The organism is Sphingopyxis terrae subsp. terrae NBRC 15098, assembly GCF_001598815.1.
In the GTDB taxonomy this organism is placed as follows: domain Bacteria; phylum Pseudomonadota; class Alphaproteobacteria; order Sphingomonadales; family Sphingomonadaceae; genus Sphingopyxis; species Sphingopyxis terrae.
The window spans coordinates 163574-182856 of sequence record NZ_BCZQ01000014.1; the positions used below are offsets into that span (position 1 = coordinate 163574).

Annotated in this window: 19 protein-coding genes, 1 tRNA gene and 1 pseudogene; 15 read left to right on the forward strand and 6 right to left on the reverse strand. The window is 62.9% G+C overall.

Annotated elements, in window-relative coordinates; all coding sequences use genetic code 11:
- The first annotated feature begins 116 nt into the window (after nucleotides 1-116).
- The 6 genes from fabF (at nucleotide 117) to STE01S_RS09500 (ending at nucleotide 5424) form a co-directional block, all read left to right on the forward strand.
- A complete protein-coding gene (gene fabF / locus STE01S_RS09475) occupies nucleotides 117-1376 on the forward strand; it encodes a beta-ketoacyl-ACP synthase II (protein ID WP_003039414.1) in 1260 nt (419 codons plus the stop codon).
- Nucleotides 1377-1439: 63 nt separating this feature from the next.
- Nucleotides 1440-2372, forward strand: a complete 933-nt coding sequence (gene mltG, locus STE01S_RS09480; RefSeq protein ID WP_058811979.1) for an endolytic transglycosylase MltG — start codon at nucleotides 1440-1442, stop codon at nucleotides 2370-2372.
- A 2-nt stretch (nucleotides 2373-2374) separates the two neighbouring features.
- Nucleotides 2375-3136 (forward strand): alpha/beta fold hydrolase, encoded by a 762-nt coding sequence (locus STE01S_RS09485; protein ID WP_082813286.1) that lies wholly within the window; start codon nucleotides 2375-2377, stop codon nucleotides 3134-3136.
- A gap of 230 nt (nucleotides 3137-3366) precedes the next feature.
- Nucleotides 3367-3852: a 2'-5' RNA ligase family protein gene (locus STE01S_RS09490; protein WP_062767278.1), complete on the forward strand. Its 486-nt coding sequence runs from the start codon at nucleotides 3367-3369 to the stop codon at nucleotides 3850-3852.
- A gap of 59 nt (nucleotides 3853-3911) precedes the next feature.
- Nucleotides 3912-3988 (forward strand) — tRNA-Met (locus STE01S_RS09495).
- A gap of 191 nt (nucleotides 3989-4179) precedes the next feature.
- The gene (locus tag STE01S_RS09500) at nucleotides 4180-5424 is read left to right on the forward strand and encodes a tyrosine-type recombinase/integrase (RefSeq protein WP_162928247.1); all 1245 of its coding nucleotides are present in this window, start codon (nucleotides 4180-4182) and stop codon (nucleotides 5422-5424) included.
- Nucleotides 5425-5793: 369 nt separating this feature from the next.
- On the opposite strand, the gene STE01S_RS09505 is transcribed toward STE01S_RS09500, so the two are convergent.
- Nucleotides 5794-6720 carry a HipA domain-containing protein gene (locus tag STE01S_RS09505; protein WP_255265922.1) on the reverse strand — a complete coding sequence of 309 codons (927 nt, stop codon included), beginning with the start codon at nucleotides 6718-6720 and terminating at the stop codon, nucleotides 5794-5796.
- Between STE01S_RS09505 and STE01S_RS20790 the strand changes: the two genes are divergently transcribed.
- Nucleotides 6673-6966: a hypothetical protein gene (locus STE01S_RS20790; RefSeq protein ID WP_255265923.1), complete on the forward strand. Its 294-nt coding sequence runs from the start codon at nucleotides 6673-6675 to the stop codon at nucleotides 6964-6966. The two genes, STE01S_RS09505 and STE01S_RS20790, sit on opposite strands and share 48 nt — an antisense overlap.
- Here the strand turns inward: STE01S_RS20790 and STE01S_RS21015 are convergent.
- Nucleotides 6856-7122 (reverse strand): annotated as a pseudogene (locus STE01S_RS21015) (HipA N-terminal domain-containing protein); the annotation flags it as partial. The gene STE01S_RS20790 and the pseudogene STE01S_RS21015 overlap by 111 nt on opposite strands.
- Nucleotides 7122-7373 carry a helix-turn-helix domain-containing protein gene (locus STE01S_RS09510; protein WP_062767286.1) on the reverse strand — a complete coding sequence of 84 codons (252 nt, stop codon included), beginning with the start codon at nucleotides 7371-7373 and terminating at the stop codon, nucleotides 7122-7124. The gene STE01S_RS09510 and the pseudogene STE01S_RS21015, both read right to left, overlap by 1 nt.
- 276 nt (nucleotides 7374-7649) lie before the next feature.
- Here STE01S_RS09510 and STE01S_RS19665 point away from each other — a divergent pair, with 276 nt between their 5' ends.
- The 7 genes from STE01S_RS19665 to STE01S_RS09545 all read left to right on the forward strand — a co-directional run bounded on the left by STE01S_RS19665 (nucleotide 7650) and on the right by STE01S_RS09545 (nucleotide 15461).
- Nucleotides 7650-8690 carry a ParB/RepB/Spo0J family partition protein gene (locus tag STE01S_RS19665; protein ID WP_322787073.1) on the forward strand — a complete coding sequence of 347 codons (1041 nt, stop codon included), beginning with the start codon at nucleotides 7650-7652 and terminating at the stop codon, nucleotides 8688-8690.
- On the forward strand, nucleotides 8662-9168 hold the full coding sequence (locus STE01S_RS20980) for a hypothetical protein (protein WP_322787074.1): 507 nt from the start codon (nucleotides 8662-8664) through the stop codon (nucleotides 9166-9168). The genes STE01S_RS19665 and STE01S_RS20980 overlap by 29 nt, the downstream gene beginning before the upstream one ends.
- Nucleotides 9169-9316: 148 nt before the next feature.
- Nucleotides 9317-9796 carry a hypothetical protein gene (locus tag STE01S_RS09525; RefSeq protein ID WP_062767292.1) on the forward strand — a complete coding sequence of 160 codons (480 nt, stop codon included), beginning with the start codon at nucleotides 9317-9319 and terminating at the stop codon, nucleotides 9794-9796.
- Nucleotides 9789-10292 (forward strand): hypothetical protein, encoded by a 504-nt coding sequence (locus STE01S_RS09530; protein WP_062767294.1) that lies wholly within the window; start codon nucleotides 9789-9791, stop codon nucleotides 10290-10292. Before STE01S_RS09525 ends, STE01S_RS09530 begins: the two co-directional genes overlap by 8 nt.
- 86 nt (nucleotides 10293-10378) lie before the next feature.
- A complete protein-coding gene (locus tag STE01S_RS09535; RefSeq protein ID WP_062767334.1) occupies nucleotides 10379-11023 on the forward strand; it encodes a hypothetical protein in 645 nt (214 codons plus the stop codon).
- Nucleotides 11024-11116: 93 nt separating this feature from the next.
- Nucleotides 11117-14770, forward strand: coding sequence for a strawberry notch-like NTP hydrolase domain-containing protein (locus tag STE01S_RS09540; RefSeq protein ID WP_082813287.1), 3654 nt, complete (start codon nucleotides 11117-11119; stop codon nucleotides 14768-14770).
- Nucleotides 14676-15461: a HEPN domain-containing protein gene (locus STE01S_RS09545; RefSeq protein ID WP_409371975.1), complete on the forward strand. Its 786-nt coding sequence runs from the start codon at nucleotides 14676-14678 to the stop codon at nucleotides 15459-15461. The genes STE01S_RS09540 and STE01S_RS09545 overlap by 95 nt, the downstream gene beginning before the upstream one ends.
- A 2-nt stretch (nucleotides 15462-15463) precedes the next feature.
- On the opposite strand, the gene STE01S_RS09550 is transcribed toward STE01S_RS09545, so the two are convergent.
- Complete coding sequence (locus STE01S_RS09550) at nucleotides 15464-15757, reverse strand: EexN family lipoprotein (protein ID WP_255265924.1); 294 nt, start codon at nucleotides 15755-15757, stop codon at nucleotides 15464-15466.
- A gap of 95 nt (nucleotides 15758-15852) precedes the next feature.
- Here STE01S_RS09550 and STE01S_RS09555 point away from each other — a divergent pair, with 95 nt between their 5' ends.
- Nucleotides 15853-17085: a sensor histidine kinase gene (locus STE01S_RS09555; protein WP_255265925.1), complete on the forward strand. Its 1233-nt coding sequence runs from the start codon at nucleotides 15853-15855 to the stop codon at nucleotides 17083-17085.
- A 115-nt stretch (nucleotides 17086-17200) separates the two neighbouring features.
- Here the strand turns inward: STE01S_RS09555 and STE01S_RS09560 are convergent, their stop codons facing one another.
- Together STE01S_RS09560 and STE01S_RS20370 are read right to left on the reverse strand one after the other, a co-directional pair.
- A complete protein-coding gene (locus tag STE01S_RS09560; protein WP_062767300.1) occupies nucleotides 17201-18538 on the reverse strand; it encodes a glycine zipper 2TM domain-containing protein in 1338 nt (445 codons plus the stop codon).
- A 322-nt stretch (nucleotides 18539-18860) separates the two neighbouring features.
- Nucleotides 18861-19205 carry a hypothetical protein gene (locus STE01S_RS20370; protein ID WP_162928248.1) on the reverse strand — a complete coding sequence of 115 codons (345 nt, stop codon included), beginning with the start codon at nucleotides 19203-19205 and terminating at the stop codon, nucleotides 18861-18863.
- Between the last annotated feature and the right edge of the window lie 78 nt (nucleotides 19206-19283).

Here is a 19283-nt window from a genome sequence, read left to right on the forward strand (position 1 = left end):
CGGCTTCCCGGTCCCGAGCGCTCGCGCGCAGTGGCCGGGAAGCTTTTTTTATGGGCATGCCCCGACAAGAATGATGCCGGGTTCCGCAAGGGCCGGAACCGACGAAAGGAAAGTCTATGCGCCGGGTTGTGGTGACGGGTTTGGGATTGGTGACGCCGCTGGGCGGAGACGTCGAAACCAGTTGGGCCAATCTGCTTGCCGGGAAGTCGGGTGCGGGAACGATCACCCGCTTCGACGCCTCCGACCAGAAATGCACGATTGCGTGCGAGGTCAAGCCGGCCGACCATGAATATGGCTTCGACGCCAACAAGCGCGTCGACCACAAGGTGCAACGGCAGGTCGATCCCTTCATCATCTATGGCATCGACGCCGCCGGACAGGCGCTCGAAGACGCCGGGCTGACCGAGATGGACGACGAGACAAAGCTGCGCGCCGGCTGCTCGATCGGGTCGGGCATCGGCGGCCTGCCGGGGATCGAGAGCGAAAGCCTGCTGCTCGCCGAAAAGGGGCCGGGCCGCGTCAGCCCGCACTTCGTCCACGGCCGCCTCATCAACCTGATTTCGGGTCAGGTCAGCATCAAATACGGCCTGATGGGGCCGAACCATGCGGTCGTCACCGCCTGCTCGACCGGCGCCCATTCGATCGGCGACGCGGCGCGGATGATCAAGGATGGCGATGCCGACATCATGCTCGCCGGCGGATCGGAATCGACCATCTGTCCGATCGGCATTGCAGGCTTTGCACAGGCGCGCGCGCTCAACATGAGCTACAACGACCGCCCCGAACAGGCGAGCCGCCCCTATGACAAGGATCGCGACGGCTTCGTCATGGGCGAAGGCGCCGGCGTCGTCGTGCTCGAGGAATATGAGCATGCCAAGGCGCGCGGTGCCAAGATCTACGCCGAAGTCGTTGGCTATGGCCTTTCGGGCGACGCCTATCATGTCACCGCGCCGCACCCCGAGGGCTTCGGCGCCTATCGGTCGATGGAAATGGCGCTGAAGAAGGCGGGAATGACGCCCGCCGACATCGATTATATCAATGCCCATGGCACGTCGACGATGGCCGACACGATCGAACTCGGCGCGGTGAAGCGCCTGTTCGGCGACGCGATCGGCGATGTGTCGATGAGCTCGACAAAATCGGCGATCGGCCATCTGCTCGGCGGTGCCGGCGCGGTCGAGACGATCTTCTGCATCCTCGCGATCCGCGACCAGATCGTGCCGCCCACGCTGAACCTCGACAATCCCGACGAGGGGACAGAGGGCGTCGACCTGGTGCCGCACAAGGCGAAGAAGCGCGCGGTGAAGGCCGCGCTCAACAATAGCTTCGGTTTCGGCGGGACCAATGCGAGCGTGATCGTCAAGGCACTCGATTAAATCTCTCTGTCGCGCCGGCCTGCTCTCCGAGCAGGCCGGCTGACGCATGAACGAGGTGGGATTTTGGTGCGTACCCTTCTGACCATCTTTCTCGCGCTACTGCTTGCGGCCTGCTCCGGCGGCGCGCCGCGCGATACCGTGGTCGTTATTCCGCCCGGTGCCAGCATCGCCAAAGCGGGCGAAATATTGGAAAAGGCGGGCGCAACCTCGGCCACCGGTTTTCGCAACCGCGCGCGCCTCTTCGGCTCCGACGCTCCGATCAAGCCCGGCGAATATGAGGTGAAGAAGGGCATGGGCGCCGGCGACATCCTGCGGATGATGCAGGAGGGCCGAACCGTCCAGCGTTTCGTGACCGTCCCCGAAGGCATGCCGTCGATCATGGTGTGGGAGCGGCTGATGGCCGAGCCGCGCCTGACGGGGACGGTCGCCGTACCCGCCGAGGGCAGCGTGCTGCCCGACACCTATGCCTTTACCACCGGCGAGAGCCGTGCAGCCGTGGTCGCGCGGATGCAGGCAGCGATGACCAGGACCTTCGACGCGCTCTGGGCCAAGCGGAGCCCGCGCACTGCGGCAAAGGACCGCAACGAGGCGATCACGCTGGCGTCGATCGTCGAAAAGGAAACCGGCGTTGCGGCGGAGCGCCGCACGGTCGCCGGCGTCTATACCAATCGGCTCGCCATCGGGATGCGGCTGCAGGCCGATCCGACGATCATCTATCCGATCACCAAGGGCAAGCCGCTCGGCCGTCGCATCCTGCGCTCCGAAATCCAGGCGGTGAACGGTTATAATACCTACGCCATGGCCGGGCTTCCCAAGGGGCCGATCGCCAATCCCGGCAAGGCGTCGATCGCCGCAGTGCTTGACCCCGAGCCCAATGAGTATCTCTATTTCGTTGCGAAAGGCGACGGTGGCCACGTCTTTGCGCGCACCTTGTCCGAGCATAATGCCAATGTGCAGAAATGGTATGAACTGCGCCGCGACAGGGGGGAGATGTAGCGATGACCGGGGGAATGACCGCAAAGCTTTTCCTGCACGGCGTTCCCGACAGTCCGGCGATCTGGAGTCCGCTGCTGGATGCTCTGGCGCTGGGTGATACGCCGATTGCCGTTCCTGCGCTTCCCGGCTTCACCGGGCCGCTTCCCGCCGGTTTCGCTGCAACGAAGGAGGCCTATGCCGATTGGGCGACCGGCGAGGCCGCGGCGCTGGCGGCGCAGCATGGTCCCGTCGATATCGTCGGTCACGACTGGGGCGCGCTGATTGCGCAGCGCGTCGCGATGCTGCGCCCCGACCTGATCCGGAGCTGGGCGGTTTCCAATGCGGTGATCGATCCCGACTATCGCGGTCACCGGGTCGCGCGCATCTGGAACACGCCGCTGCTGGGCGAAGCCTTCATGGCGATCAGCCGTCCCGGCGCGCTTGCCCGCGGACTGATCGACCAGGGCGTTCCGGCCGACATTGCGCAGGAAGAAGCAGCGCAATGGGCGCTCAAGGACAAAAGGCGCGCAATCCTGAAACTCTATCGGTCGGCGCACGGGCTCAGCTTCGCGCACGACTGGGCGCTCGACCTCGACCGCTTGCCGAGCGCGGGGATGCTCGTCTGGGGGGCGGGCGACCCCTATGTCGAGCTTTCGGTGGCGCAGCGGTTCGCGGCGAATCGGGCGATGCCGCTGACGATCATCGGGGATGCGGGACATTGGGCGATCGCCCAGCGGCCGCACGCGGTTGCGGCGGCGCTTCACGCTTTCTGGAACAGCCTGTAAGCGCACGCGATTTTTCCTGATCGTTTCGGGCGATCATTCTGAACCAATTAATCGATTGGATGCCGGACGCGCTTGGGCGCAGAGGCTGCGGCAGCGAGAAAGGGCGTCCCATGGACGACAGCGAACTCCCCTCCCGAGCTCTCCGTCCATCCCATCTCGCAAGCGGCGGCGCGGACACCCCCCCTCCCGCTCGCGTCGCTGGCGCCGCGCCCATCGTCATCACTGGAACGATGGGCGCGGCCGATCAGCGCTACTTCGATGCGCTGCGCCGCGCGCATTTCCCGCCCGAGCGCAATTACCTCTCGGCGCATATCACGCTGTTCCATCATCTGCCGCCGTCGCTGCTTGAGGAGCTTGCGGCTCTGTTCCGCGCCATCGCCGCCGATACGCCGCCGCCGCGCGCGGCCGTGTCGGCTGTCTATTCGCTCGGGCGCGGGGTTGCGTTTCGGATCGACAGCCCGGACCTGATCGCGATCCGGGCGCGCATTGCCGATCGTTTTGCGGGACTGTTGACGCCGCAAGATCAGGCGGCGCCGCGCCTGCATGTCACGGTGCAGAACAAGGTTGCGCCGCCCGAGGCGCGCGCCTTGCTCGCCGAGCTCGCACGCGACTTTCGTCCGCGGCCGGTCGAAATCACCGGAATCGCGGCCCATCACTACCGCGGAGGCCCGTGGGAGGCCGCCTTTGCGAGGAATTTTCGCGGGCCGCGCACATGATATTGACCGGACGCATGGCGCATCCTATAGGCGCCGCTCGCCCACGGGCGGCCTTTCGGGGCGGAGTAGCTCAGCAGGTTAGAGCAGCGGAATCATAATCCGCGTGTCGGGGGTTCGAGTCCCTCCTCCGCTACCAGTCGCAAACCCCTTCAAAACCTCGCATTTTTGGCAGTTTACTGCCGCTCATCGAGGCCCAAGGCATGCGAAATTTAGCGAGGATTATTGTGATCTATCTGGACAGAACACGTCAGTTTTGGACCAGTCTAGACACAACTTTTGCGAGAATTTTAGCGAGTGTTTCATGGCCTCGATCAGTCCGAGGTAACCATGACCAAGAGTGTGATTCTCACCCCCGCCCACATCGATCGGCTCAAAGGCGGCGCGCTGCCCGACCGTGAAGTGCCGGGACTGTCGATTGTCGTATCCGCGCCCGATCGAAAGCGGTGGCGCTTCAAGCGTGTCATCGCGGGTACCAGGACAATCGTCGAACTGATTCTGGGGAGTTTTCCCGACCATTCGATCGACGAAGCCCGCGAATGGGCAGCGCCGCTCAGCAAGGCAGTGGCGCGCGGCGAGGATCCGCGCAAGATCCAACGGATGGAGCGGGCGCTGGCGATGTCGGTCGCGGCAGCGCATGCGATTTATATGGAAGCGATGCGCCGCGGCGACCGCAAGACGCTGAAGCCGCGAACAATTGCCGACAAGGATGCGATCTATACGCGCGACATTGCGCCGCGGCTCGGGAGCAGAGTTCTGGCCGAGCTTACGGAAGACGACTGCTGGGACGCGGTCTATGACAAGGCGAACGCATCGAAGCATCGCGCCAACAAGATGGCGGGCGAGCTCAGCTGCTTCTTGAAATGGTGCGCCGGCCGCGAAGGCCGGATGGCGGGCATTATGCTGAAGGAACATCCCGCAACCACGCTCAACTCGAACTGGTTCGATACCGGACCGAAAGCGAACACGCGCTTCCTTTCAGACGACGAAATCGAGTGGCTTTTTCGCGCTCTCGCGAATGAAGAGCTGACCTACCGGCGCGGCTTTATTCTCTTCTTGCTTACCGCCGCGCGGCGCAGCGAACTGTTTGAGGCTCCTGCGGCGGAGGTTGTTGCCGGTATCTGGACGCTGCCCCCCGAGCGATCGAAGAACAATGAGGAGAATGTCGTGGCGCTCGGGCCATGGGGGCGTCGGCTTGCCCAAACCAACCATGAATGGCTGTTTCCATCGCCGTGCATCGACGGTCCGCAGCGCGCGGGATGGTTCAAGGTGCGCGATCGGATTCATGCGCGGATGGAAGCCTTCGCCGGCCGCATCATCTCACGGTGGCACTTTCATGATCTAAGGCGCACCTTCCGATCGCACGCACGGCGGGTCGGTATCGACAATGAAAACGCCGAACTGATGCTCAATCACAAGCGCAAGGGCATTGAAGGTATCTATAACAGGAACCAGGAACTCGAATTGCGCGCCGAGGGGTTCGCTGCATGGGAGCGGCATCTCGTTGGCCTAGCGCATAGCGCAGGCGTCGCAGAGAGCCTGCTCGCGCCACCCTGCCAACCGGACCCCAGTTAGCAGGGATCGGCGAAGCGACTTTGTGGGTGAGGTCGATCGCCGAAAGAAAGAGGTTGGGCGGGGCCTGCCGCAAGAGAGGCACGGCTCGCTTCTCCGTGCGTGCCAACGATGACGGGCGAGCTCATCTCAAGTTCCGGAGCAGGCGGGGTCTTCGCCGTCGATCGTTCCCCTGGAGGGAGACCGACATGTCGTTGGACGTATTTCCCTGAAATCCAAAGTGATCCGCGGGGTGCGTCGTTATGCCGTTCCTCAAGTCCCCTATATAAACGGATGCCCGGGCGACATGCTGCTCGGGTCAATTGTACGCATTTATATGCCGGCCGCTCAGACGAGCGCCGGCTGACAGTCCCCTTTTTCGGCGCCCGGTCTCTATCGGATCGACGCGAGCGCGGTTTCCAGCCGTGGTAGCCGCGCGTCGATCGCTTTTGCGATGCTGTCGTGGATCGCTGGATGAAAGTCAGCGGGCATTTCGGACAGTGCGGTCGCCGCGGCTTTGGGTGCTACCTCTAATATTTCCGTGAGGACCGCCCTTATCGTCGTCGCGCCGAGTCCCGCCTCTTGGGCGGTCTCGATGAAATGGCGACCGACGATTTCGAGGATCCGGTATTTGCGGCTCGCGCCTGCCGACATGGCGAGTTTATACTTGTTGTTCGGGATTTGTTTGAGATCGAAAGCGCCTTGCGCAGAGAGGACGTCATAGAAAGGGGTCAAGCCGTAGCGTCCCCCCGGACGGAGGAAGACGCTGAAATTCTTTCCATGGCCATCGGTCGCGCCGATCAGCCAGAAAAGCACTTGGCTCTTGAAGAAGGCGGCCTGATCGCGGAGCGGCTCATCTGCCCCTCGGAGCAATTTGAGGATGTCAGTCGCGCTCGGTCCACCATTATTCTGATACTTCTGGGCCGGAGGAACCGTGAGCGCCTGGCAGCAATCTTCTTGCGGCAAGCGCAGAATACGGTTTCCGCGTCGCTGGCGATCGAAGCGCTCTACCACGAGTACCCGGCGTTTTCCGAAGGTTTCGATATGGCTGGGCGCGACCGGCAGGCCGAAGGCAGCGAGCAGATGCAGGCAATAATGCTCATTGTCCACGCTGTTCTGCATGTCGATGATTCCAAAGGCCGTCGGTATTTCCCCGAGCTGGGGCTTCAAAATATGGGTCGTCGGTGTCGTGCCGAGGGGACGCATCCAGCGCCCTTCGCTGAAGAGAAGAGCGGTCTTTTCCTGAGCGCCGGCGACGGAGATGCGGAATTCATGGTCAAGATCGATACCGAGCGGCGTTCGCGCCAGATTGGCGAGCATCGCCTCTATCTCGCCTTCATCGACAACCTCGCCTTCGATTTCCGGAAGTGCTTCGACCGCCGTCCCCTCCGGCAGGAACTGCATCGCGCCCACACAATCGCGGCCAATGCGTTCGAGCAGGCTGTAATAATCGGCGCCTTCGGCTCCGGTCCGCTCAGCGACCGTTTTGCGAACATTCGGATTGTCGGGAAGGAGATTTTCGAAAACTGCGGTGACGGGGGCGCCGCTATAGGCGGGTTCGCGTAGCGGCAGCGATAATGAGATCGCGAACGCATGCTGCCAGTCTAGCCAGCTTTGGACGTATCGGAAGCTCGTTGCTCCACTCCTTTCCTTGATGAGCTGCCCGACAGGACGGTTGTTGACGAGGACATCGAGAGGGACATGGGCGCGGTGACGAGGCATCAGAAAATGTCTTCGATTTCGACTGCTGCGCCATGCGATCGGCTATCGACCAGCAGGTCCAGACCGAGCGCGGCAAACAATATGTATATCGAAGAGAGCTTCGTGCCGTCATGGCCGCCCTCGATCTTCGATATCAGTTCCTGACGGAGTCCGGACAGACCGGCCAATTCGGTCTGGGTGAGCCCTTTTTGCCGGCGTGCTCTCTGAATCAGATTCCCCAATTGCTTTGGTGAGCGTGCGACTTGAGTCATGATAGTCTCCTTGGAATGTTATATGCTCTAAATCGCATAAAGGGTCAATATGCTATTTTTAGCATAAGGAAAAAATATGCATAAAAGAGCATAAACAAATCCTATGCTCCTAATGACATAAAACACGTCCACGAGCGCCGGCTCACGGTGCGGTGCGGCGGTGGTCTTTCACAAGCGGCCGCCTTCGGCGGCCCGAAGAGGGAGAGGGCGAACGATTCTCGTGGCGGGTAGCAAGCCGGGAGAGAGGCTTCCGGCGGCCCGCCATGGAGAAATGGCATGGCCAAATCGGCACCCAAGCTCACCCTCAACCCGTCGCGCGACATCCCGCTCGACCGGCTCGAGCTTTCCCAATCCAACGTCCGGCGCATCAAGGCTGGCGTTTCCATCGAAGCCCTCGCCGATGATATTGCGCGGCGCGGTTTGCTCCATGGCCTCAATGTGAGGCCCATTCTCGACGAGACGGGCGAGGAAACTGGCCGGTATGAGATACCGGCCGGTGGGCGGCGCTACCGCGCGCTCGGCCTGCGCGTGAAGCGGAAGCTACTCGCGAGGGACGCGCCGATCCCCTGCGTTGTCCGCGCAGCTAACGATGACATCCTCGCCGAGGACGACAGCTATGCGGAAAACGCCATGCGCGAGGCGTTGCATCCCCTCGACCAGTTTCGCGCCATGCAGGCGATGGTGGACAAGGGCGACGATGTCAAAGCGATCGCCGCGCACCACTTCGTCACTCCGGCAGTCGTCCGTCAGCGCCTGAAGCTCGCCGGAGTCTCGCCAAAGCTGCACGACGCCTATGCGGACGACGAAATCTCGCTCGAACAGCTGATGGCCTTCACGATCTCGGATGATTTCGAGCGGCAAGTTCAGGTCTTCGAGCTGTTGACCGAAAGCCGCAGTCTCGCGCCGCATCTCATCCGCCAGAAGCTGACCGAGAATGTCGTCCGCGCCGCTGACAAGCGGGCGCGCTTCGTGACGCCCGACGCTTATGTCGAAGCCGGCGGCGGAATCGTGCGCGACCTTTTCGAGGCCGATGGCGGCGGCTGGCTGGCGGACGCTCGCGCTGCAAGATGCTTTCGCGCAGGATCCTGCGACCGCCTATCTCGCGCTGCTGCATGCGCTCGTGCTCGGCTGCTTCTACAGCTTCAGCAAGGAAAGCTGCCTGCAGGTCGCGGCGAGCCGGGTCTATTTCAGCAACGCCCCCTCGAACCTCCGCGATTGCGCGCCCGCCGAAGCGATCGATGCGCGCGGAGCCGAATGGAAGGAACGGCTGCCGAAATCGGACGGGGAGGTGTGGGATCATCTGCTCGGCATGGGTGACGAGGATCGGGCGCTGCTGCTTGCACACTGCGTGTCGGTCGCGGTCAATGCGCAGGCCGAGATCGTCCCCAAATATGACAATGGCCGGGTATCGGCGCACGGCGTCGCGCGGCGTCTCGCGCACAGTGACGTCCTTGCGCGCGCGGTCGGTCTCGATGTCTATGCGGCCGGCTGGCGGCCGACAGAGGGCGGCTATTTCCGCAGCGTGACGAAGCCGCTGATCATCGCCGACGTCACCGAGGCACGGGGCGAGAATATTGCCGCCATGATCGACCATCTCAAAAAGGGGGACATGGCCCGCGAAGCGGAGCGGCTCCTCGCGGAGAGTGACTGGATTCCCGCCTGCATGCGGACGCCCGACATCGAGGGTGAAGGTGCGGCCGAGGGCGCCAATGACGACGGCGCGGCGGCACTGCCCGCCTTTCTGGCAGACGACAGGGAAGGAGGTGATGACGCGGCCGTGATCGCCGCCGAATGATTCCGCGCCGCTTTACGCGGCGACTTGAACTCTCAACCTCGAAAGCCCGGCCATTGCGCCGGGCTTTCGCTTTTTCGGAGAAGTGAAATGAACAGTTTTCATCGTCAGGCTGCGCCTGTTCGCCGGCCCATCGCGTGGGGAGGTCGTCATGGCTGACCGCGTTTCTGTCACCTTTACCCTCGGCGGCCGGATTTCGGCCGCCGACTATGAAGCCTTGGCCTCTGTCATCGTTGCTGAAGGTCTGTCGACCGAATGGGACGGCCCCGCCTTCGAGCTCTCGCATCGCACCGAGGGCGAGCCGCTCGAGCTTTTTGCCAATGGGGTTGCGTGGGGAAAGGTCGAGACTCTCGAGAATTTCTGCGCCGACCATGGTCTTGCCTACCACTTCTGGGCCGGCGGCTTCTTCGCGGAATGGGGCGCCGAGCGGATCATCTACCGGGGCGAGGGCGCGCCCGACTCCTTCATTGCCGACGAATCCGATCGGGTCCTGATCGATCGCGGTGAAGTTGAACGGCGCGGGAGCATTGAGGCCGTGCTCGCCTATTTCGACGCCGCCGACTTCACCGTTCCGCCGCTCGTGATCGAGGACGAAGGCGATGCGGCCGGAAAGGAGGTGGGTCATGGCTGACTATTTTTCCCAGACCGTCATTCGCCCGGATATTCCGCGCGCGGCAATGACCGCGCTCGAACGAAAGATTCTCGGCGAAATTTTCGAGGAAGAAGCGGTTGGCGACGATGTCTATTTTTGCGCCAGCCATGGACCGGGCGATCTCGTATTCCTCGACATCGCCGAGGCGCGCGCCCTGCTCGCCGAGGATGAAGCTATCGAGAGCAGTCTCGCAGATCTGGCTCGCGACGTACTCGCACGAGTCGATGCCGACGCGGACGAACTCGAACTCGATCTGTCGGTCATCAGCTTCGAGAGCATCTTCCAGGATATCGTGAAGCGCTCGTCGCTCGACTATGTCGAGGTCGAAGCGGCGTGGACTTGCTCGAAGATGCGCCCCGACGGTTTTGGTGGCGCGGCGACGTTGATCACGGCGGACGACATCCAATCGGTATCGACCGCCGGCTGGCTCGAGGAGGCTGTCGCCCGCCTGTCCGGAGATTCCGGTCCCGGCTGATCGGGCCGCTTCCCTCTTACCATCCCGAAAGCCCGGCCCTTGCGCCGGGCTTTCGGCTTTTCGGCACTCGCGAAATGGAGGTCCCCATGCCCGAGATTATCGAAACGACGGTCTATCAGATCGACGAGTTATCGGAAGAAGCCCGCGAGAAAGCGCGGGAATGGTACCGCCAGGGCGGGTTCGACTATGAATGGTGGGAATTCGTCTACGACGATTTCGAGCGCATCTGCACCATCCTCGGGGTCGGACTGCATACGCGGCCTGTCCGCCTCTACGGTGGCGGAACGCGGCGAAAGCCTTGCATCTGGTTCTCGGGTTTCTGGAGCCAGGGCGACGGCGCCTGCTTCGAGGGCGACTATAGCTACGCGAAGGGCTCGTCCGCCGCCATCCGCGCCTATGCCCCCACGGATGAGGAGCTTCATCGGATCGCCGATGCCCTCGCCGACATCCAATGGTGCAATTTCTTCCAGTTGCGCGCATGCGCGACGCATCGCGGCCGATACTATCACGAATATTGCATGGATATCTCGGTCGAGCGCGATAGCCCGGTCTATCAGGAGATGACACCGGCCGCCGAGGACGAAGTGACCGAGGCGCTCCGCGATCTCGCGCGCTGGCTCTATCGGCGGCTCGAGGAGGAGTTCGACGGTCTGAATTCGGACGAGGCCGTCGACGAGGCGATCGCTGCCAATGAATATAGCTTCAGCGCGGAAGGGAGGCGCTTCGGCTGAGAGCAAGAGAGGGGCCGGGAAGGGAGAACGGCCCGGGTCCGAGAGAGAGCGGCGGGCGGTTCGTCCCTTTCCCTCTCTCTCGAGGATTTACCGATGCGAAACATTCTTCCCGAGGCGGCGCCGGGCGCCGCCGCGTCCTCCGGTGCAGCGGTTCCCGCGAGCGCCGCTGAACGGATCATCGCCGCTGCCGAGCTCATGCAGCCGCTGCTCGAAGCCGGAGCGCCTTTCGACACCGGCCAGCTTCGCGAGGCAATGGTAGGCGCCTTCGGCGCGGGCGATGCGGAGGGGGCGTGGGACTGGAAGACCGCCTATGACGCGTGCGAGGTCGCGCAGGTGATGCTGCTGCGCCGCTATGGCGGCGCCTTGGCGGTCCGCAGCCGGTCGGACCAGAGCCGCCTCGCTATGTGGCAGCGGCTCGGGAGCCGCATCCCGACCCAGACGCGGCGCTCGGAGGAGGGACAATCGTTCCAGCAATTTTCGACGCCGCTGCCGCTCGCCTTCGTCGCCGGGCGCGCGGCGTCGGTTTCGGTGGGCGACGTCGTGCTCGAGCCTTCGGCGGGCACTGGGATGCTCGCGATCCATGCCGAGCTTGCCGGTGCCAGGCTCTTGCTCAACGAGTATGCGGACGCACGGGCCGACATCCTCGATCTTGTCTTCCCTTCAGCTGCGGTGACGCGTCACGATGCGGCCTCGATCGACGATCGCCTCGGCGAGGGCGCGGTGCCCGATGTCGTTCTGATGAACCCGCCCTTCTCGGCCGCAGCAAATGTGGACAGGCCAATGCGCGATGTTGCGCTACGCCATGTCGCTTCCGCGCTTGCGCGGCTCCGCGACGGCGGCCGGCTCGTGGCGATCGTCGGTGCGAACTGCTCGCCCGAGGCCTCGGCTTTCCGTTCCGGCTTCGAGCGCTTGCAGGAGCAGGGGACATTGCTCTTCTCTGCCGCCGTCTCGGGCAAAGTCTATGCGAAGCATGGAACGACCACCGCGACGCGCCTGCTCGTCATCGACAAGGTCGCAGCGGAAAAACCGACGTCCTTCATTGCCAGCCGCGGCGAGGCGCCCGATGCCCGGACGCTGCTGCAGTGGGTCGAAGAGGAGCTTCCGCCGCGCTCGGGGCCGCCGGCGGGCGCACAGCCCATTGTCGTGCCGCAGATCGCGGCCTCGCTTGGTGGTCAGCGTGAGCGCGGTGCCGAACGTGGCGACCCGGCGGTCCCTGACATTGGCGGCACGGTCGATGAACTCGATTATGAGCTGATCGACTGGACGCCGCCAAAGGGCCAGCTCGCCGACAGCATCTATGAGCCCTATGCGCTCCAGTCGCTCCGGATCTCGCTCGCCCGTCCGCATCCGACGGCACTCGTTCAGTCGGCGGCGATGGCGTCGGTTGCGCCGCCCAAACCTTCATATCGCCCGCATCTGCCCTCGCGGCTGATCGCCGAAGGCATATTGTCGGACGCGCAGCTCGAATCCGTCATCTATGCGGGCGAGGCGCATCAGGGGCATCTATCGGGTGCATGGAACGTCGACGACGACTGGGACAGCGTCGGTGCGGCCAGCGACGATGCCGGGTCGGCGGTCCACTTCCGGCGCGGCTGGTTCCTGGGAGACGGCACCGGTGCGGGCAAGGGTCGACAGGTGGCCGGGATCATTCTCGACAATTGGCTGAAGGGCAGGCGCCGCGCGCTCTGGATTTCGAAGTCGGACAAGCTGCTCGAGGATGCGCAGCGCGACTGGTCGGCGCTCGGCCAGGAGAAACTGCTCGTCACGCCGCTGTCGCGCTTCAAGCAGGGCACCTCGGTCAAGCTCGGCGAAGGCATTCTCTTCACCACATATGCGACGCTTCGGTCGCAGGGGCGCGAGGGCAAGGCGAGCCGGATCGAGCAGATCGTCGAATGGCTCGGGCGGGATTTCGACGGCGTCATCATTTTCGACGAAGCGCACGCGATGGCGAACGCCGCGGGCGGCAAGGGCGAGCGCGGCGACCAGAAGCCCTCGCAGCAGGGGCGCGCGGGGCTGCGGCTGCAGCATGCTCTCCCCGATGCGCGCATTGTCTATGTGTCGGCCACGGGTGCGACGACGGTGCAGAACCTCGCCTATGCGCAAAGGCTCGGGCTCTGGGGCGGGACCGACTTCCCCTTTGCGACCCGCTTGGAATTCGTCGCAGCGATCGAGGAGGGCGGGGTCGCGGCGATGGAGGTGCTTGCGCTGGACCTGAAGGCGCTCGGTCTCTATGCCGCGCGATCGCTGTCCTTCGATGGAGTGGAATATGAGCTGCTCGAACATGCGCTGACCGACGAGCAGCGGCGCATCTACGACAGCTATGCCGGCGCCTTCCAGGTGATCCACAACAATCTCGATGCTGCCATGGAGGCCGCTGGCGTGACGAGCAGCGAGCATGGCACGCTCAACGCGCAGGCGAAGTCGGCGGCGCGATCGGCGTTCGAGAGCACCAAGCAGCGCTTCTTCAACCACCTCATCACCGCGATGCAGACGCCGAGCGTCGTCGCGAGCATCAAGCGCGACCTCGAGGAGGGTCATGCCGCCGTTGTCCAGATCGTCTCGACCGGCGAGGCGCTGCAGGAACGGCGGCTCGCCGAGATCCCGGCGAAGGAGTTCGACGATGTGTCGCTCGACATAACGCCGCGCGAATATGTGCTCGACTATCTCCAGCACAGCTTTCCCGTGCAGCTGTTCGAACCCTGCACGGATGGCGAGGGCAATCTCTCGTCGCGTCCCGCCTATGACCGGGACGGCAATCCGATCGTCAACCGCGAGGCGGTCCGACGCCGCGATGCAATGATCGAAAAGCTCGCATCGCTGCCGCCGGTGCCGGGGGCGCTCGACCAGATCGTCCAGCAGTTTGGGGCCGAGGCGGTTGCCGAGGTCACCGGACGCTCGCGGCGGATCGTCCCCAAGGCGAACGGCGACGGGTCGGTACGGTTCGCAGTCCAGAACCGTCCGGGCAGCGCCAACATCGGCGAGACCCATGCCTTCATGGACGATGCCAAACAGATCCTGATCTTCTCGGAAGCCGGCGGGACGGGGCGCTCCTATCATGCCGACCTCGGCGCGAAGAACCAGCGCCGCCGCATCCACTATCTGCTCGAGGCGGGCTGGAAGGCCGACGCCGCGATTCAGGGCTTCGGGCGCACCAATCGGACGAACCAGAAGCATCCGCCGATGTTCCGCCCGGTCTCGACCGACGTGAAGGCGCAGAAGCGCTTCATCTCGACGATCGCGCGGCGTCTCGACTCGATGGGGGCGATCACGCGCGGCCAGCGGCAGACCGGCGGGCAGAATATGTTCCGGCCCGAGGACAATCTGGAATCGCATTATGCGCGCGACAGCCTTCGCCAGCTCTATTTGCTTCTTGCCGACGGCAAGGTCGATGGCTGCTCGCTTACCGCGTTCGAGAGCGCGACGGGCCCGGCCGCAAAACGGCGGCATCCTTGCGACCGGATCAATCTCGGCGTGCAAGGGTGTCGCCACCTTGTTAGGGTGACGGGCAATGCGAAGCAGCGTCGACCATCTTCCTCCCCACAAGCACCGCGAGCTCGAGCGGATCGTCCGGATCATCTTCGAGGAATTCGAGGATGCGCTGGCGCTCGCCACGCAGGACTGGAAGCGCAAGGGGCGGATTTCGAAGATAATCCTGTACGGGAGCTATGCGCGGGGAGGGTGGGTCGACGAGCCGCACACCGCGAAGGGCTATCAGTCGGATTACGATCTGCTGATCATCGTCAATGACGATCGGCTGACCGACCGCGTCGAATATTGGTCGAAGCTCGACGACCGCCTCATACGGGAATTGTCGGTCACAAAGACGTTGCGGACGCCGGTAAACTTCATCGTGCATAGCACGGGTGAGGTGAATGCCGGGCTGTCGCAGGGGCGCTATTTCTTCATGGACGTCGCGCGAGACGGGATCGCGATTTACCAGGCTGTCGATGACGAACTGCCCGAGCCGCAGCCGAAGACGCCGCATGCGGCGCTTGAGATGGCGCGTGAATATTTTGAGGAGTGGTTTCCATCCGCGATCAAAAGGCTCGAAGGAGCCCAGTTTTACGTTGGGAAGGGCTATTTCAAGGACGCGGCATTCGACTTCCATCAAACGACCGAGCGTCTATACAACTGCGCCCTTCTCGTTTGTTCGTTCTACAGTCCCCATGTTCACAATCTCGCTTTTCTCCGGACGCAAGCCGAGCGGATCGATGCAAGGCTTGCCGACGTCTGGCCTCGCGAATCTAAGGCGGACCGCGCCCGCTTCGAGAAATTGAAAGAGGCTTACATCAAGGCACGATATTCGAAGCATTACCGGATCAGCGAGGAAGAGCTGTCATGGCTCGGCGATCGCGTGGCTGCGCTCGCATCAATCGTCGAACAGATTTGCCGCGAACGCATCGCCGATCTGGAAGCAACAGCAAGGGATGCCGGCTAGGGCTATTTGCCGCGGAAGCGCTTGAAGCGCTCCCGATCTTCGGCGAGCTTGACCGCCAAGGACGCGTTCGCGCATTCAGTTCCCGTCACGGATCCGTCGGTGCAAGCCGCGATCACCGCCTCGGCCTCATCGGGATGCGCTTCAAAATATTCGACGCTGCGAGCCTCGCGAGAGGAACAGGCAGTTAGGCATAATGCCGCCATCACGATACTTGTTTTTCGCATTCTACCCTCCTGCTCCTCATCTGGCGCATGATTCCTTTCTCGCGCGGCGAACGCGAGAAGAATTGGGCTCAATTTGAGTGCAACCTCATGTCGGCTTCGCGCCTGATTTCAGCCTTTCGGCTCGAGTCACTCGCCACTTAAAAGCGGTCGCTTGGATTTACTGAGCGATGGCGACACGAGGCGATACCCAACCCCTTGCTCAATCAATCGCGCGTAACCGCCGATGGAACGGAATCTTCGCGCACCGCCCCTGCATTCATGATATACCCTCCATGTTCAGGGCGCCCTTGTCGTATTCGCGAGCGCGCCGTTTCTCCCCGGACCCGGCTTTCAAGCCCGTCAGCTCTCCGGTCTCCCCGAAAGGGGCCATGATGATCCGCACCACCCACCCCGACGTCGCGCTCAATCTGGCGCTTGCCGTCATTACCGCCTCCGACGCACCCGCCCTTCTGCTCGACCAGAATTTCACGATCATTGCGGCCAGCACGTCCTTCTGCCGCGCCTTCGCGCTCGACCGGCGGCAAGCCGTTGGGCGGACGCCGATGGAACTGGGAGACGGCGAGTGGGACGTGCCGCAACTTCGGACATTGCTTGGCGTCACCTTTCACGGCGACGCAGAGATAGAATGTTATGAAATGGACCTCGATGGCCCGGGCGCGCCCCGCCGGCTCGTGCTCCGTGCGAAAATGCTCGACTATGGCGATCTCGCCCAGCCGCGCTTGCTGCTGACCATTTCGGACGTGACCGAAGCGCGGATCAGCGAAAAGTTGAAGGATGACCTGTTGCGCGAGAAGGCGATCCTGCTTCAGGAGCTTCAGCATCGCGTCGCCAATAGCCTTCAGATCATCGCCAGCGTGCTCATGCAGAGCGCGAGGCGGGTGCAGTCGGAAGAGACGAGAAGCCATCTTCGCGATGCGCATAATCGCGTGATGTCGATTGCCACAGTCCAGCAACAACTGGCGGCGTCGCGGCTGGGCGAGGTCCAATTGCGTGCCTACTTCACGCAGCTTTGCCAGAGCCTCGGCGCCTCGATGATCCGCGACCCGAATCTTGTCTCGCTCAAGGTGAGCGCGGACGACAGCATGGTGAATGCCGACATCTCGGTCAGCCTCGGGTTGATCGTGACCGAACTCGTCATCAATGCGCTCAAGCATGCGTTCCCGGGCGAACGCGGTGGAACGATCCTGGTGGATTATCATGCGCTGGGCGAGGCATGGAAGCTGACGGTCCGTGACGACGGCGTAGGCACACCGCGCAAGCTGGCTGCGGCCAAGCCCGGCCTCGGGACCAGTATTGTCGAAGCCCTGGCGAGACAGCTTCACGCGACCGTCGAAACGGTGGGCGCCAATCCCGGAACTAGGGTTTCGATCGTGCACGACGCGCCGGTCGGTGCGGGCTGAAGCGGGCGCGGCCGGTTGACAAGATGGTTCTGCCAACTTCCGCTATGATCGGGATGAAAAACTGCCGCCCCCGCATTGAGCGGAGGCGGCAGATCCCCTTTAATGGGCGTTCGTTTTACTGCGGGCTGAGCCGCAGGCGAAGATTCAGGCGATCAATCCTTGATTGAAGCGCGGCTTCGTTGCGTGTCGACAACCGATCCATCCGGTCATGCCGCATGGCCCGCTCGCTGGTGCGAATGGATCGCAGCTCGCGGGTGGCACTCATGGCCGTCCGGTTGTCGATCGTGCGCTCCGACCGGGCGGTGCGGACATATTGGTCGAGGTTGGCGAGCTGCGAGAGAATAGCGGGACGGTTCGTCCCATAATCGCTGCCCATGCCCTCGCGCCCGGTAGGGATCCAGCGCCCACGGGCGTCGTAATAGCCGGTCGTCGTGCCGGCGTTCCATCGGCCGTTGCGATCATAATAGCCCGGATGCGGATCGGCGACCCAATTGCCGTTTGCATCGCGGCGTCCGTTCGCAGCACCGGCAATCCACTGGCCGTTCGTATCATAATGGCCGACGGTCACGCCCGCCACCCAGCGGCCGCGCGGATCGTAATGCCCGCTCGCCGCACCGGATATCCAGCGATCATTGTCATCATAATAGCCCGCCGAGGAGGCAGGTATCCAGCGGTTCTGGCCGTCATAGCTGCCGCTTGCAGTTCCGTCCTCGCGCTGGGGAATCCAGTTGCGCCGTTCGTCATAATAGCCGTTCGGCGTTCCGGTGACCCACTTATTATCGCGGTCATAGTAGCCGGTAGCTCGGCCGCGCGCGGTCGATGTTGCGTGCCACGCGCCGGCGGTGTCGTAATAGCCATAGGCGTCGTCGCGGCGAGTTGGCGGGTTTGAAGCGGTGTTTCCGATCCAACGCCCGCGATCGTCATACCGACCACTTGCCGAACCCGGAACCCAGAGGTCGTCGCGATCGTAATAACCGTTTGCCGATGCGGGCACCCATTCGCCGCCCGGTCGATAGTCGCCTTCTCCGCGACTGGACGCCGCGTAAGTGACCCAGCGGCCATCGCTGCCATATCGACCGTTGGGGGGACCATCGACCCATATCCCGTCACGATTATAATAGCCGCGGGCATCGGAGGAGTTCACGCCGGTGGCGTGCCAGCGATTTTCATTGTCGTAATAGCCAAAGGCATCGCGGCAATCGCGCGTCGGTTTGGCGATCTGGTTGGCGAGAACGGCTCCTGCGGCGGCGCCGATCACGGTTCCGACCGTCTTGTCGCCACGACCGGCGGCGACATTGCCGAGCACGCCGCCGGCTGCGGCACCTCCGATGGTGGCGACGACACGCGTAGAGCGCTGTTCTTCGCAGGTCGCCTGCGACTGCGTTCGTGCGCCGGCGATGGACGGAACAAGGGCGATGGCGGCGATATTCGCCGCGAGAATAAACCTGTACATTTGGGAGGCTCCTGGAGCTGGCAAGATGCCGCTCGCTATTGATGAACACTCCGCAGTTGACATTGTTCCTCTATATTTCCGTTTTATGAAATAATATTTTCAAGATTCGATACATTTCTTCCTATCATGATAAATTGTATCGGTAATATGTATTATTTTAATCGGGATTTTATCAACGGACTTGGGGTGACTGGAAAATTTGATGAGACGCGCGCGAAATGCGCCCTCGCTGCCTGGGCCGCTACGCGAAGTTCGGACAGCAATGACGGACTGGAGTGGATGCGCCGCTGACCTTGGACACCAAGCAGCCTGCCGGGGGTGATCAGTGGCGCCCTGCGACCCATATCGCCGTCAGTTGGCGAATGACCCGTGTGCGATGTTGATAGGTGCTGTACCGTTTGCCGACGCGCCCGTTGGCGAAGTCGTCGGCGAGTTTACGGGTCAGGCTCTCTATCTCCGCTCTCTGCATTTCGGATTCGGTGACCGCCGGTTCGGGAACTGCGGCGCTCGGGTTTCGGATGGGCGCGAACTCGGGGAAGTGGCCGCCTTCATTTTCCCAACTCTCGACTGCAGATCGCCTGTCCGCTTCGTGCCGCGAAGGCAGCGTTATCACGCGAGGCGCGGCCGCGGCCCGCCTGCCTTTCAAAACTTCTGATATATTCGGCATTATCCGGCTCCGTCGTAGAGCGGGAGTATGGAGGTATCTCTCAGTCGCACCGGCGCTCAAGGCATGGGATGCAATATA